Here is a 14,132-nt window from a genome sequence, read left to right as displayed (position 1 = left end):
CTTATGCATGGCCTACTTCTTTTTGACTTGGACGGCACCCTACTCGATTCCAAAAAGGACATCGCCCTTTCCGTCAATTACGCCCTCTCTTCTACAGGCAATAAAGAACTTCCCGAAGAAACGATTATCGATTTTGTGGGCCGGGGACTTCCTCAATTGATTGGCGATTGCCTCAATTCTTCTGAACGAGATCCTGTCCAGACCGTGGTGGAGGCCTTTTGGACACATTACCAGGAACATCTGCTCGACCATTCGCAACTTTATCCAGGCGTATTGGATTTTCTACAGCAAGACCAACACCACAAAAAAGCAGTGGTGACCAATAAACCTTATGCCTTTTCAAAAAAAATTTTGGAGGAGTTAAATATTTCTCACCATTTTGATTGGCTCATCGGCGGCGATTCTCTTCCTATTCAAAAACCAGATGCAGGAATTCTAAAACCCATTCTGGATGATCTAAAACGGAAAGGACTGAGCACACAAAAAATTTTAATGGTAGGCGATTCAAAAATCGACATCGATACCGGTAAAAATGCCGGCATTCAAACCTGCGGAGTCACCTACGGCCTGCGCCCTCGCCAGGAATTGGTAGATTGTCAGCCGGATTATTTGATTGAAAATTTTGGAGAGTTTTCGAAGATTGGGTTTTTTCAGTAGTTCTCTTCAAGGCCTCCCCCAAACTGTTTTGAAATCTTCCCAAAGCTTTTGCAGGCGTTTTCGTCACTTCATTTTTTTGTGGCTGAACTAACTCAGGCTTCAAATCTTCCTCCAAATCGATTCGACTATCTTTGTACATCGGCCTTCCAAACAGGCGATTGAAAGAGACCCAGGAATTACCATTATTTTCTTTTGCCGCCAAATCCATCACGCCTTGAATTTTACTATCCAGATCATCCAGATAATGCACCATAATCGCTTCCAGGGTCATAGGCAATTTCGGCGAACCGAATTCCAGTTTCCCGTGATGCGCCAAAATAAGATGCACAATATGCGTTTTTATTTTGGGAGGAAAATTTTCTATCTGCCGGATCTTGTCATACACAAGTTCTACGCCCTGAATCAGATGCCCTACCAGCTGGCCTTCGTCGGTATAACCAAAACCCCGATCGTAAAACATTTCATCAATCTTCCCTAAATCGTGCATCATGAGCCCGGTATAAACGAGATCTGCATTCACTTGAGGATAATATTTCAGTACATCCCCCGCCAACTCACAGAGATGCAGCACGTGCTCGAGCAAGCCACCGATCCACGCATGATGATTGGTTTTGGCAGCAGGGGCCCGTTTGAATTTCTTTTGAACTCTAGGATCTTCAAAGACCGCCAGGAGAAACTTTTTGATCCAGGGATTTTCGATTTTATTTTGGATGAGGCCCATGAACTGCAAAAACATTTCCTCGATATTCTTTTTAGTGGTGGGTAAAAAATCAGAAATGTTTACATCATCCGGATTCAATTTTTTAAAACTAATCAGACTCAGCTGCATTTTTTCTTGATAGAGGACGGCTTTTCCACGCGTTAAAACAAAATCTTCTTTATCAAAGAGGGCGCCCAATTCTTCGACATGATCCCAAACCCGAGCCTCCATTTCTCCCGAGGCGTCCATCACCTTCACACTCAAATAAGGCTTGTTGGCCTTGGACATCAGGGTCGACTTTTGCAGCACCAGCACAGCCGTTTCGAATTGTTCATTATCTTTTAGATCGCGGATCATGAGTTTGGACATCGGGATTCCCCTTTTCGAATATAAAAACTCAAGCCAAAGCCTTCTCTTTAATCTGCCTGAACTTACTCGACACTGCCTCTAATTTAGATTCCCAGCTTGCATCAGGCTCTTTCCCCTGAGTGCTCCGCACATAAACCAAGATCATATTGGTAAGCGCCCAAGGGTCGAGCAGGGCCAATTTGAGGGCCGCGGCAAAAGTTAAACTCACCAGGGCAGAGATTAAAAAATGCAGATGCAACATCGCCCCCAAGGCAAAAACAGGAATGGCGCAAAGTACAAACAACACAGAATAAGCAAAGAGGGCCACCAGGCCCAAAATAAAAGCGGTCTTCAAAATTTCCTTCCAGCTTTGCGCGTAGAGCAGCAAACCGTTTTTGGCCGACTGCCACACGGTTTCCTGGGGGGTCATAAAATTTCGCGCCAGAATCGCTTCATCCATATAGGTTAAACTAAAGCGAAGCACCAGGCCGGCAAATTTCATAATCGATTCCATCCCCGGTACGCCCGAAAAAGCATTGCCCATGCCTTGCATGATTCCATTAATCGATTGAATCACTCCATTCACCAATCGATCCACCAAGAATAAAGCGGAAGTTTCTTTAAATCGATTCATCACCTGTTGTTTACCCCATTCCACTTGACTCGCCCCTTCAGGAAGACTTCCATGCAACACCAGCTGGGTGATCACCGCCACATGCCCTGCTTTCAGCATATACAGAAAATATTCTCGAAAAAGTTTCAGCAGTGGAAAGGGTAAAATAAGGGCAACAATCCAAACTGCCACACGCACATTTTCATGAATATGCGCCGCGCCCTGCCCCACAAAAAAAACGACAATCCAATAAATAAAAAAACACATCGCCGCGCCTAAATAGACGAGCATTCTTAGAAAAATATAAGGCAGGGTTTTGAGTGTAATAGAACTGGCTTCGGCAACGGATAGGGCCATAGTAACTCCTTAGTTTATTCTGGTTTTCTAATATATTGCTGCTTCGGACTTCGGGGAGAATGAGGCAGAGTATAAACAAGCTCTCCACTTCGAATGAGACGAGGCAACAATTCTTTTCGAACATAATCCAAACTGAGTCCTGTATTCTTTACAATTTCTTTTCTTGTTCTAGGTTTTTTGCAAAATTTCAATAGCTGTTCTTCAATCTCGCTGAAAGAATTGCCATCAGCTTGGGGGGTAGCTTGGGGGGTAGCTTGGGGGGTAGCTTGGGGGGTAGTCAAAAAAGTTACCCGGAATCCTTCTTCTTCTTCAAGAAGAGGCTCAGGAAGACCGGCGGTTTTCGTTGCTTCAAGCATCTTTGTAACGCCACTGCCCCACTGTTCAATCAAGCCCGCATAAAACAAAACTTTAGCAATCAAGGAATTTCTTGGTATAGACCGGTGTTCTTTTTTTAATATTTTAACCGAAAGCCCGTCCGGCAAGACTCCAGGATTCCATATCAAAAGTCTATCATCATAAATTCGAATTTGTGTATGCCCTTTGTCGCTATAATCTCTATGACAGACAGCATTGATCACTGCCTCACGAAGGGCTTCCAAAGGGTATTCCCAAACCACCTTGCGCTGAGGCTTTCCTGTCATTTCAAATTTTGTCTGCAAATGTCCCCTCAAATAATTCAGAGTCGATTCTACCTGATCAAAAAGGGTATCCTCCATCTCCTGATTATCTACAATCATTGTTTCTGATTTGAAACGTCCCACTTTGAGCAGCGATTGAGGATAAAATTTTTGTGGATTTTTTCCAAACAAGAGAAGGGAGGCCCTTGTCAATTTACCTTTTTGAATCAGATTCAATTTTTCCAAAAGTTGCTTAGCCGAAATAGGACTTGAGATTGGCCGCCGCCCAACATTATTCGCAAGTCCGATAAACATTTTTATTTTAGCAGGATTGATATCATTCCACTTTGCCCGAGGCTCTGTCATTTCATCCCAAGTGGAACCTCCATTTTCCAGAACTAAACGTGTCAGTTCCTCAACATTCATTTGTCGCGTGGTGTTTCCCACTCTTCTATAAGCCCGCCCCCGGTACAATACCGGTTTGATTTTACTTTCCTGAATTTTGAGAAGGACAATTTTTTTGCCCTGCCTCTGAATTTGTTTTAAAGAGGGTTGTAAGCCAGTGGCTTGGTCAATCTGATTTGCCCAGTCTTTTAATAAATTGGAATGAGCAGGAGTTCCAATAATAACCCCATTATCTTCAATACCAATCAGAAGTGAACCTCCTTTTGTATTGGCAAAGGCACAAAGAGTTTCCAACGATTCACGATTGAAAGATTCTTTGAACTCTAGAGTCTCAGACTCTCCCAAACGGAGCATTTTCGAAAGATTTTGGCTTTGTCTCATTATATTCTCATCCATATCAAAAATAGTTGAAAAGCCACGCATAAAATTGAATAACTCAGATATCATGTGCTCAAAACTAAAAAACTCATTCGAAAATTGGAAAAATACCACCCTCGCCAAATCCCTTAGTCGCGATCCTGAAATGAAGACGCGCTTTGAAAACTCGTCGGGCATCGAAGTCGAGCGACTCTACCTTCCTGAGGATGAAGATCCCGATTACGGAGAAAAATTGGGCTTCCCTGGAGAATTTCCTTTCACACGCGGCGTGCAACCGACGATGTACCGCGGTCGGCATTGGACCATGCGTATGTATGCAGGCTTTGCCAGCGCCGAAGAATCAAACCAGCGTTACCGTTATCTCATTGAAAATGGAGGCACTGGACTTTCGGTGGCCTTCGATCTGCCCACCCAGATGGGTTACGATTCCGATTCCCCGCGTTCTCGTGGTGAAGTCGGCAAATCCGGTGTGGCCATCGATTCGCTGGAAGACATGGAAATTCTCTTCAAGCAAATCCCCCTGGATAAAGTTTCCACCTCGATGACCATCAACTCCACCGCATCCACGCTACTCGCGCTCTACATGGCCGTAGCCGAAAAACAGGGGGTCTCTTTCGATAAAATTTCTGGCACGGTGCAAAATGATTTACTCAAGGAATACATCGCCCGCGGCACCTATATTTATCCCCCGGAACATTCGATGCGCATCATTACCGACCTGTTTGCCTTCTGCAAAAGCAATGTCCCCAAGTGGAATACCATTTCGATTTCCGGCTATCACATCCGCGAAGCCGGCTCGACGGCGGTGCAGGAAGTAGCCTTTACTCTGGCCAATGGACTGGCTTACGTGAAAGCTGCGTTAGACAAAGGGTTGAAGGTAGACGACTTTGCCTCTCGACTTTCTTTCTTTTTCAACTCGCACAATAATTTTCTGGAAGAAGTTTCCAAATTTCGCGCCGCTCGTCGTTTGTGGGCCAGGCTGATGCGCGAACGTTTCAAGGCCTCGGACAAAAGTTGCATGCTGCGTTTTCACACACAGACCGGTGGAAGTACCCTCACGGCCCAGCAAATTGACAACAACGGAGTTCGCGTCGCCTTCCAGGCCCTCTCGGCCGTCTTTGGCGGCACTCAGAGTTTACATACCAACGGACGCGATGAAGCCCTGGCGCTTCCCACCGAGGCCTCGGCCACGCTTGCTTTGCGCACCCAACAACTCATCGCTTATGAAACTGGAGTGACAGAGACAATCGATCCTTTTGCAGGATCGTACGCCGTAGAAGCCATGACCGATGAAATTGAAAAGCGCGCCCTGGAATACATCGAAAGAATCGACCAACTGGGCGGTGCCGTTAAGGCGATTGAGGAAGGTTTTCAGCAACGGGAAATTCAGGAAGCCGCTTATCAATATCAAAAAGCTATCGAAGAAGAAAAAATTATCATCGTGGGCGTGAATAAATTTCAGAAAAAAGAAGCAGCGATGAAAGATATTTTGCGCGTCAATTCTGAAGTAGAAACCCGGCAGGTAGAACGCCTCAAGAAATTAAAGGCCAATCGCGATAACTTGGCGGTCGAAAATGCCCGCAAAAAACTGACGCTTGCTGCTCGAACCAGTGAAAATCTAATGCCCCATCTTTTGACGGCTGTACGCTGCTACACCTCGCTTGGAGAAATCAGCGACACCTTGAGAGAGGTGTTTGGGGTGTATCGGGAGAGAATTGTAATCTGACTTTTATACTGTCGGCCATAGGGGGAAAATTTATGCCTCTCCTCATCGAAAAGAAAAACCGCATCACGACAGTCCTCCTCAATCGCCCGGAAGTGAAAAACGCCATTGATGGGCCGACAGCAGCGGCTTTAGCGGATGCCTTTAGAGACTTTGATCAAGATCCGGAATCAGATGTGGCGGTGTTCTATGGAAAGGGTGGAACTTTTTGTGCGGGGGCCGATCTCAAGGCGATTCTCAATCCTCAGAATGAAAATCAGGCTCATCGTTTGGACCCAAGCGGCGACGGGCCTTTAGGGCCTACACGACTGCTTTTGAGTAAGCCCGTGATTGCAGCAATTTCAGGCTATGCGGTGGCGGGTGGTTTGGAATTGGCGCTCTGGTGTGATTTGAGGGTGATGGAAAAAAGCGCCGTTGTGGGGGTTTACTGCCGCCGCTGGGGTGTGCCACTGGTGGATGGAGGAACCATCCGATTGCCACGCCTCATTGGTCTGAGTCGGGCGATGGATTTGATTCTCACGGGAAGGCCAGTTGCAGCGGACGAAGCCTTGAGTATGGGGCTCGCTAACCGGATTGCCGAAGACGGCAAAGCTCGTGAAATAGCTGAACAGCTAGCAGCCGACTTGATTCGCTTTCCTCAAGCCTGCCTGCGCCACGATCGCCTGAGCGCCTATGAACAGTTTGACATGCCGCTTCCCCAAGCGCTCCTCAACGAATTCAATCATGGGATGCAGGCGATTCAAAGTGGAGAAATTATTTTTGGAGTGGAGAATTTTACAAAGGGAAAAGGCCGAGTGGGCTCAACCAAATGACTCTCCACCTCTTCTGCTCTCCCAATTTACGTTCCGATTTGCCCATTCTGCTGCAGTCTGTTGTCCAGAAATTCATTGCCCATCGTTTGGAAGATTCCTTTCGCATTGTTTGTCCGCATCAAGCGGCCGTGGAAAGTGTGGAAATGGCCTTATTGAAATTTCCGGATTTGGGAGGCGTGTTGACTGGAAAAAGTATTTTAACTTTGGAAGGATTCTACAGCGAATTATTGCAGGAAAATGTGGAGATTCCGTCGGCAAGTGCAACTTGGGTGCTGGAACATTTGTGGAACGAACTCGCCCAAAAAGAGCAAATTCCGCAAACCCTTTCAGAAAGCCTCTTTGCTCTGACTCAAGAGTGGCGAAAAGAAGGCTTAAGCAGTAGTCAACTTTTTCAGTTTATCGTTCCACTCGAACAAGAGCTGGCCCAAAAATGGAAAAAAGTTTTTGAGCAATATGATCTGCTGCTCAGACAGCAAAAAACACTTTGGGATGAACGCAAGTTTTCAGACCAGGCCTTTAAATGGATAGTCCAACAAAAAAGTAAAGTACTCCATCGCCTGGAAAGCCTTTATTTTATTGGATTTCCAGAAGGGAATTTAAATTTCAAAAGAATATTAAAACAACTGAACAGCTCTTATCCTAAACTTCAGATTTTGCTCTGGCTGCAATCCGGCAAGACGCATCCTCAGGATTTTATTGCCCAGGATTGGGAAGAGTTTCGAGAAAATTATGTAGAGATTCAAGAAACAAAACCAGAACCAAACACGGCAAAAATCAAGTGTCGTGCCTTTAACACGCCGTTTGAGGAAGCAGGATTCCTCCTTCAAAAAATCGATGAGGCCCTGCAAAGTGGAATAGAAGCGAGTAAGATGTTGCTGCTCATTCCCCCTTCAACTTTTTGGGGAGACTATTGGAGCGAACAACTGGGGTATTTGGGATTTTCTACGGGAATCAAAAATTATAAAAGCATTTTGAACTGTGACACTTTAAGACAAAATTCAGGTCTGGAAATTCAGGAGGCAATGAAGCTTTGCAAAGAAAAAATTCGTGAGCACAAGGCCTTTGAGATCTGGAAAGAAAGCCTGGAAGCCCTTCTTTTTTATCAGGATCAATTTCCTTCCTTTCGATTCGATCAAATCAATCTTGCTCAACTCGCTCAAAAAATATTTTATCCTTTGGGAAGCGCAAATGACTGTGGAATAAGGCTCTCCACTTGGAACGAGCTGGGTTTAGAAAGCTATGAGAAAGTATTCGTCTTTCAGATGAACGAAAATGTCTTTGGTCAAAAAAAGATCTCACTCTGGGGAAAGGCCTTGCCCCTCTTGAAGAATAAAGCTTTTCACGAAGAAAGACATTTTCAGGAATTACTCAGCCTGAGTGAACAAGAAATATTTTTTTCCTATTCAATTCTGGATGCCCAAGGAAAGGCCCAGGCCCCCTTTCCTTTACTTCAAGATATTTCTGAAGCCGCTGAAGTCTTGGATTCAGAAGCAGCCATCGCCTATTACAAACCCACTCAAAATATTTTTGAGGCTGAAAAAAAATTAGCCGCCGAAAGAAAAAGACTTTTCGAATGGAAAGGTCAGCACTCTTATTCGGGGAAAATCTTGAACCCGGAAATCTTGCAGCAACTTCGCAAGCAATTAATCCCCCACATATTTTCTGCCACACAACTCGAAGACTATGCCCAATGTCCCTTCCGTTTTTATGGCAAGGTACTGTTGAAAATGAAGGGCAAGGAAGAACAAGAAATAGACCCTAACGCCCTCGACACTGGACGCTGGTTGCATTCGTTTTTGGAGCTTTTTTTCAAAAAGTTTTCGGAGGATATTTTTGCCGCTCTTTTTTCGGGCAGCAAACGCGAAGAGATTAAAAATCTACTCGCTCAAGAATTCAGCTTATTCTCTGAAGGCTTTCAAAAAGAACATCCTTACCTGGAAACTCAGCTCTGCAAGGCCTTTGAACACAAGGCCGTGCAAACTTTGCAGGAACTATTAATCCTCTACTGGAAAAATGAAGAAAATGCAGAGGCCCCCTGCAAACCCACCCTCTTTGAAGCCAGTTTTTCAGAAGAAGACAGCTTGCATTTTGAAAATAAAAACAACAGCATTCGTATTCAGGGAAAGATTGATCGGGTGGATTGCAATGTCGAAAAAGGGGAATTTGCCGTCTTTGATTATAAGACAGGAGAGCTCAGCAAATTGAATCCGCAAATCAAGGCCTATCAAAAAATACAGCTCCCTCTCTATGCCTTGGCCGCAAAAAAACTATTAGAAAAGAAATTTAATAAACCCATGCAATTGCTGGCCAGCATGGCCCTCAATTTAAAAGACATGGAATTCAAATACGGCCTTTTACCCAAAACAAATCAAAGGCGTTTTTCTCAAAATGCTCGAAGTGGCGCCATTTACCAAGACGCAGAATGGGAAGAATTTTGGAAAAATCTGGAAATCAAAATTTTGGAATATGCCGAACAAATAAAATCGGGAAACTTTGAAATAAAACCCGACCCTTGTTTGGCCTATTGTGAATTTCGGGAGGTCTGTCGCTATTATGACCGCGCTTAAATTCACCCCTGCACAACGTGAAGCCATACTGCAGCTAGACGTGCCCCTCTGCCTGCTTGCCGGCGCTGGCTCAGGAAAAACAACGGTGTTGGTACATCATTATCTGCAACTGGTTTTTCAAAAAAAAATAAGCCCTGCCCAGATTTTGGCGGTCACTTTTACCGACAAAGCCGCCTCCGATTTAAAACAAAGAGTGCTTAAAAGCCTGCACGAAATTGAAAAAGAAACGGTGCTACAAAATTCAGAATCTGAAATCTTTCAACTCTATGCCCAATTGACTCTTGAAGAATTGCAGCAAGCCAAACAAGAACTGTTACGGGCCCCCATCTTAACCCTTCACGGCCTTGCCTCTAAAATTTTACGAGAGACTCTGAGTTTAGAGAGAGGACTCGATTTTGAAATTTTGGAACAAAGCGATGCCCTTTTGTTACAACAAGAAGGCATCCAAGAAGTGCTTGAAAAAAAACTATTGGATCAAAACCAGGAATTAAAACTCTTGATTGAGGCCTACAGCTGGAAAGTTTTAAGAAGGCAGCTCTTGGGTATGCTGAAAGATTGGCCCAAGTGGAAAGGCCAGGAAAGTGATCCCTGGCCAATGGATCCTGACATAGCCCCTGAAATTCCAAAGGCCTTGGAGTTTATTTTCAATCTTTGTTTACAAAATTACACTCAGCTTAAAAAACAAAAGAAGGCCCTCGACTTCAATGATCTCGAAGAAGAGTGTCATCAGCTGTTAGAAAACAAACCCAAAATTGCGGCGCATTATCAAGGTTTTTTTAAGGCCCTCTTGATTGATGAATTTCAGGACACCAGCTTTACTCAAGAACGTTTTCTAAAAGATCTGCTGCAGTGGGAAACAAGGGAAGAAAGCTTTACAGCCCCACATCTGCTGATCGTCGGAGATCCCAAACAATCCATTTACAATTTTCGCGGGGCCCAGGCCTCGGTGTTTGAACGCTTCAGACAATGGATAGAAAATTCGGGGGGAAAAACACTTTTTTTATCTCACAATTTCAGATCCCCTCCCGCTTTGGTGCATTGGGTCAATACCCTCTCTCAAGAATTGTTTCCCCAGGAACCACCGCTGATCGCGGCACGCGTGGCAGCAGCAGAGGCCTGCCTGGAAGTCATTGAGCAAGCCGCAGCGGAAGAAAAGGAATCGGCCTCTCAAAAAAGAGAACGCGAAGCCAGACTGCTCGCAGAGCGAGTATTAGCCTTATTTGCCAAAGGCGAAAAAGCGGCGTCTATCTTTGTGCTTTTTCGCAGCAAAACTCCTATGAAGATTTATTGGGATGTGTTTCGTGAAAAAGGAATCCCCGTCTTCGTCAAAGGGGTTTCCAGTTTATTAGAATGCCAGGAAATTCTGGATTGCCTTCAAGTCTTCAAGGCCTACTGCGAAGCCGAAAATCCTATCCCCTGGTTGGGAATTTTACGTTCCCCATTCATCGCAAAAAGCGACGAAGAAATTTTAAACCTGGCTTGGGAAAAGACGAATGAAAAATTCTGGATGAAAGAAGCCTTCTGCCAAAAAATAAAAGCGCTGGCCCCCGGCCTGAAGGCCTCCGAATTATTAAAATGGATCTTTGAAGAAAGCCAGATCGTCTCCCTTTATCAGCAAGATTCTTTTTCCCAATCACGCGCTCAAAACCTGCTGCAATTTTTACATTGGATACAAAACTTCGAAGAAAAAAGCCCTTGCTCCTGCGCGGAATTTTTAAAAAATATTCGTCAAATGCAAAAGGAGCATATCGAAATTGCCCCCCTTTCCGACCAACTCGGTGCACAAGAGAGCCTCTGTTTCATGACCATTCACCAGTCGAAGGGCTTGGATCTTCCCATTGTGCTACTTCCCTCTTTGGACAATCGGATGAATAGCGATCAAGTCCCCATCGCACAAAGACAAGACGATAACATTGGATTTAAAATTCCAAAAACCTCTCTGGGCCTCCAGTACAAGACTGAAGCCTCTGCCCTTTTGAAAGAGATTTCAGAGCAAAAGAAAAAAGAAAATGAAGTGGAAGAAAATCGAATTTTCTATGTCGCAGCGACACGCACTGAAAAAAAATTGATCCTGGGATTTTTGCCCGAAGAGAAGACCAATGAAAAATTGGAATTCAAAAAGCTGTTGAAGAAATCGCTACTCTCACGCGATCCTCCGCGCCTGTCATCTCGAACGGAGCTTTGCGAAGTGAGAGATCCAGTTGGGTTGTCAATTGCACCCACTGGATCTCTCGCTTCTCTCGAGATGACAAAGCAAGTTTTTCACCCTTTCAAAACCCAAAAATTACTTGGCAAAAAAACCTTTTCCGTCACTGAACTCGAATGTTTTCTCCTCTCTCCAGAGGAATACCATTCCCGCTATATCCTTTTGCTTCCACCTTTAAACTTGGATGTAGAGGCTTTTGATCGCAGGAATACTTCAGTCTCTAAATTAGATGCCCTCACTCTAGGAACTCTCCTGCATCAAAGCCTGGAATTTCTTTCCAAAGATCTTCATCAAGCTAGCGAGGAGATCTTGAAATTAGTCTGGCAGAAAAATCTGTTAGAACCCCTCGATCATCCGGAGTCTTTTCAAGAAAATCTGAAACTGCTTAAAGAAGCCCGAAAGGAAGAAACGCTCAGTCAAATTCTGAACTCAAAACCTGCGTATTCCGAGATTCCCTTCTTGCTGCAAGTCTCCACTTATTTTCTGAGAGGAAGTATCGATCGGCTTTATTTTCTCGATTCCAAATGGCAAATTGTAGACTACAAAACCCATCTAGCCAGCTTCTCACCACAACAAGCCTCCGAGATTGCCTCACAATACCGCTTTCAACTGCTCAGCTATTGCCTGGCTGCAAGCAAAATGTTGAATAAAATAGTGCTTCATGCGAGCATTTACTTCATTCGCTCGGGACGCAGCGTTTTGTTTGATTTCAGTGAGGAGGAAGCGAAAACTCACGAGCAATTCTTGATAGACTTGATGGGTAGGGTGAATCAGCGGTTTTATAATTAACGTGATAGCACTAGTGAAAGACAGTAATTCCTTCTTTGCGGATCTCATGCAACAGAGGTGAAACTTTATTCTTTTGATAATCCTTCAACGAACAGGGAACCGGCTCAATCAGCGCATGCACCCTCCCTGAAATGTGCCTTAAAAAAACTCCTTCTTCGAAACGGTCTTTTCCAAATTGAGGAGAAACCACACAGACATCAATATCGCTATCCCGATGGGCAGTTCCACGGGCGTAAGAACCGTAAAGCACCAGGGCGCTCACCTCAACGCCCTCTTTGAGCAAAAGCTGATGGAATTTTTTCAAGCGATTTAAAATTGTTTTTTTAACCATTGCCTCAACTCATCCATCTTCTTGAGATTTAATTTAGAGAATTTTTGATCTGCTTTTTTATAGAAAACCAGTTTTTCATCGGGGTACCTGGCCTCGATATTAAATTCATTAATCGATTCCAGAAATTGAATCTGCTCTTTTTGCAATTCAAAGCTCAGCTTACCCGCTAAGTAGCTTAAACTGTGGGTAAAGGGGGCATGTTTTTTATGCTCTTTTGTATATAAGGCCTTGAGCAGTTTCTCAATGGAGAGATGTCCAAAAAACAAACTGTAGGGGTATTTTTTGGATTTATAAAGGGTTTGAGCGGTCTCCCAATCGTAATCCGAGCTGGAAAGCCAATGCTGGATGAGGGATGTTAGATCTTGGGAAGTCATAGACCTTAGGCACTAGAATAGCTATTGCCTGCTGTCAATTGAGAGGATGGGATTGAACCTACACCTCTGGTATACTGACGAGTCGCCAAATAAACTGACGCAATGCGACTCTCTAGTACAACCATCGGTAGGGTAAGCCCTGGGCGCAACGACGCGAAACCCAGCCAAGTATAATCAACTAAATCAGTTTAAACCCCAATGCAAAACATGCTGCACTTTCAATTTCTTCCATTTTTTCGGAAGACAAAAGACAAACCTTATCTAGTAAAATTGACTTGGGAATAGTTTGAATCACATCCAGATTTGCCACACACTTCTTGGGCAGACCTTCCTCAGGCCCCAATAAAACTTCCGTCGGAATAGAGCGGATAGTACGGGTAATTTGCACAACCGTGAGATGGGTTCTCACCTGAATTGCCTTGTCTCGAGAAAGCAGAACAACCGGACGTTTACCTACAGGTCTTGGAAAATGGGCCCACCATATTTCTCCTCTCTGCATTTTACCATTCCTCCTTTTTCCAGGCTCCTAAACCTGCTTTGAAAAAAGGCTCTATTTCCTGCGCTTCTTCTGGTTTTTGGGCATATCCCTGCATGTATTGCTGCTCTTTTTCCTGGAGAGCATGGTTTTCAAACCATTGATGAACTGCTTCTTGAATAACTTCGCTTCGACTTTTTTTATTTTTTTTACGATAGGCCTCTATTTTTAGAAAATCCTCTTTAGGTAAAGAAATAGCCGTTTTCACAGAATACTCCATAGAATACTCCTTTCATACTGAAGTATGGGATAGAAGGTCAAATAAAGTCAAGATTGACAGTCTATTTTTTCATGAAAAAAGTGTAAAATTTTAAGAAAACAAAGGGAAAACACTAGTCCTAGGGCATAACGACGGCCCGAAACCCGAAATTATTGAAGCGAGCAACAGGTTTGAAGTTGTTCCGATTGGCCGCCCGCACGTCCCCGACAAAATCGTCGTCCCAGGAAACACCACGCAGCTCGCGTCTAATAACATGTTCATTAATTATTTCCGGATTTAGAAACCCAGCCGTTGTCTTGGCCAGTCCCTCTAAACTATCTCTATACCAACCGTTGCACCACTCCAATACTCCGTTCATCCTTATCCTTAATGGACTCACTGGAACAGCATCCACATCCTTCGGGCCTTCGTCATGGGTTCTATTAAAATCGGCATTGCTCTCGTTAGGTAGATTTCCGTCACTCGTCCCATATTTAAAATTGCGGCAGGTTTTGAGCGCG

The 14,132-nt window shown here is 44.3% G+C and carries 13 protein-coding genes; 5 read left to right on the top strand and 8 right to left on the bottom strand.

Annotation, left to right across the window (positions count from 1 at the left end):
* The first annotated feature begins 3 nt into the window (after positions 1–3).
* Entirely contained in the window at positions 4–657 is a 654-nt protein-coding gene (locus HQM15_09625) for an HAD-IA family hydrolase (GenBank protein ID MBF0493026.1), read from the top strand.
* Here HQM15_09625 and HQM15_09620 read toward each other — a convergent pair.
* The 3 genes from HQM15_09620 to HQM15_09610 are packed head-to-tail and all read right to left on the bottom strand — an operon-like array spanning position 557 to position 4,078.
* Entirely contained in the window at positions 557–1,726 is a 1,170-nt protein-coding gene (locus HQM15_09620; protein ID MBF0493025.1) for an HD domain-containing protein, read from the bottom strand. The genes HQM15_09625 and HQM15_09620 overlap by 101 nt on opposite strands.
* Before the next feature lie 28 nt (positions 1,727–1,754).
* A complete protein-coding gene (locus tag HQM15_09615) occupies positions 1,755–2,675 on the bottom strand; it encodes a hypothetical protein (protein MBF0493024.1) in 921 nt (306 codons plus the stop codon).
* A 14-nt stretch (positions 2,676–2,689) separates the two neighbouring features.
* Positions 2,690–4,078 carry a putative DNA binding domain-containing protein gene (locus HQM15_09610; protein MBF0493023.1) on the bottom strand — a complete coding sequence of 463 codons (1,389 nt, stop codon included), beginning with the start codon at positions 4,076–4,078 and terminating at the stop codon, positions 2,690–2,692.
* Positions 4,079–4,142: 64 nt separating this feature from the next.
* Here HQM15_09610 and HQM15_09605 point away from each other — a divergent pair, with 64 nt between their 5' ends.
* From HQM15_09605 to HQM15_09590, 4 genes are read left to right on the top strand one after another with little or no spacing between them, the layout of a single operon-like run.
* Positions 4,143–5,801, top strand: a complete 1,659-nt coding sequence (locus tag HQM15_09605) for a methylmalonyl-CoA mutase family protein (GenBank protein ID MBF0493022.1) — start codon at positions 4,143–4,145, stop codon at positions 5,799–5,801.
* A 32-nt stretch (positions 5,802–5,833) separates the two neighbouring features.
* The gene (locus HQM15_09600) at positions 5,834–6,610 is read left to right on the top strand and encodes a crotonase/enoyl-CoA hydratase family protein (protein MBF0493021.1); all 777 of its coding nucleotides are present in this window, start codon (positions 5,834–5,836) and stop codon (positions 6,608–6,610) included.
* The gene (locus tag HQM15_09595; protein MBF0493020.1) at positions 6,607–9,177 is read left to right on the top strand and encodes a PD-(D/E)XK nuclease family protein; all 2,571 of its coding nucleotides are present in this window, start codon (positions 6,607–6,609) and stop codon (positions 9,175–9,177) included. Before HQM15_09600 ends, HQM15_09595 begins: the two co-directional genes overlap by 4 nt.
* The gene (locus tag HQM15_09590; protein ID MBF0493019.1) at positions 9,164–12,172 is read left to right on the top strand and encodes a UvrD-helicase domain-containing protein; all 3,009 of its coding nucleotides are present in this window, start codon (positions 9,164–9,166) and stop codon (positions 12,170–12,172) included. The genes HQM15_09595 and HQM15_09590 overlap by 14 nt, the downstream gene beginning before the upstream one ends.
* A 10-nt stretch (positions 12,173–12,182) precedes the next feature.
* On the opposite strand, the gene HQM15_09585 is transcribed toward HQM15_09590, so the two are convergent.
* The 5 genes from HQM15_09585 to HQM15_09565 all read right to left on the bottom strand — a co-directional run.
* Positions 12,183–12,503 carry a nucleotidyltransferase domain-containing protein gene (locus HQM15_09585; protein MBF0493018.1) on the bottom strand — a complete coding sequence of 107 codons (321 nt, stop codon included), beginning with the start codon at positions 12,501–12,503 and terminating at the stop codon, positions 12,183–12,185.
* Complete coding sequence (locus HQM15_09580; GenBank protein MBF0493017.1) at positions 12,482–12,877, bottom strand: HEPN domain-containing protein; 396 nt, start codon at positions 12,875–12,877, stop codon at positions 12,482–12,484. Before HQM15_09580 ends, HQM15_09585 begins: the two co-directional genes overlap by 22 nt.
* 178 nt (positions 12,878–13,055) lie before the next feature.
* Positions 13,056–13,376, bottom strand: a complete 321-nt coding sequence (locus HQM15_09575; protein ID MBF0493016.1) for a type II toxin-antitoxin system PemK/MazF family toxin — start codon at positions 13,374–13,376, stop codon at positions 13,056–13,058.
* A gap of 1 nt (position 13,377) precedes the next feature.
* Positions 13,378–13,632, bottom strand: coding sequence for a hypothetical protein (locus HQM15_09570; GenBank protein MBF0493015.1), 255 nt, complete (start codon positions 13,630–13,632; stop codon positions 13,378–13,380).
* 118 nt (positions 13,633–13,750) lie between these two features.
* On the bottom strand, positions 13,751–14,132 hold a 382-nt coding region (locus HQM15_09565), incomplete at its 5' end, for a hypothetical protein (protein ID MBF0493014.1).

It is taken from the genome of Deltaproteobacteria bacterium, assembly GCA_015233135.1.
Lineage (GTDB): Bacteria > UBA10199 > UBA10199 > JADFYH01 > JADFYH01 > JADFYH01.
Note: the sequence above shows the minus strand (reverse complement) of the source record. Positions and strands in the feature narration are given on the sequence as shown.

Excerpts from the sequence above, each read along its gene's own strand:
- HQM15_09600 (MBF0493021.1), top strand. The coding sequence starts at position 5,834 with ATGCCTCTCCTCATCGAAAAGAAAAACCGCATCACGACAGTCCTCCTC.
- HQM15_09615 (MBF0493024.1), bottom strand. The coding sequence starts at position 2,675 with ATGGCCCTATCCGTTGCCGAAGCCAGTTCTATTACACTCAAAACCCTG.
- HQM15_09595 (MBF0493020.1), top strand. The coding sequence starts at position 6,607 with ATGACTCTCCACCTCTTCTGCTCTCCCAATTTACGTTCCGATTTGCCC.
- HQM15_09570 (MBF0493015.1), bottom strand. The coding sequence starts at position 13,632 with ATGGAGTATTCTGTGAAAACGGCTATTTCTTTACCTAAAGAGGATTTT.
- HQM15_09610 (MBF0493023.1), bottom strand. The coding sequence starts at position 4,078 with ATGAGACAAAGCCAAAATCTTTCGAAAATGCTCCGTTTGGGAGAGTCT.
- HQM15_09575 (MBF0493016.1), bottom strand. The coding sequence starts at position 13,376 with ATGCAGAGAGGAGAAATATGGTGGGCCCATTTTCCAAGACCTGTAGGT.
- HQM15_09625 (MBF0493026.1), top strand. The coding sequence starts at position 4 with ATGCATGGCCTACTTCTTTTTGACTTGGACGGCACCCTACTCGATTCC.
- HQM15_09605 (MBF0493022.1), top strand. The coding sequence starts at position 4,143 with ATGTGCTCAAAACTAAAAAACTCATTCGAAAATTGGAAAAATACCACC.
- HQM15_09585 (MBF0493018.1), bottom strand. The coding sequence starts at position 12,503 with ATGGTTAAAAAAACAATTTTAAATCGCTTGAAAAAATTCCATCAGCTT.
- HQM15_09580 (MBF0493017.1), bottom strand. The coding sequence starts at position 12,877 with ATGACTTCCCAAGATCTAACATCCCTCATCCAGCATTGGCTTTCCAGC.
- HQM15_09620 (MBF0493025.1), bottom strand. The coding sequence starts at position 1,726 with ATGTCCAAACTCATGATCCGCGATCTAAAAGATAATGAACAATTCGAA.
- HQM15_09590 (MBF0493019.1), top strand. The coding sequence starts at position 9,164 with ATGACCGCGCTTAAATTCACCCCTGCACAACGTGAAGCCATACTGCAG.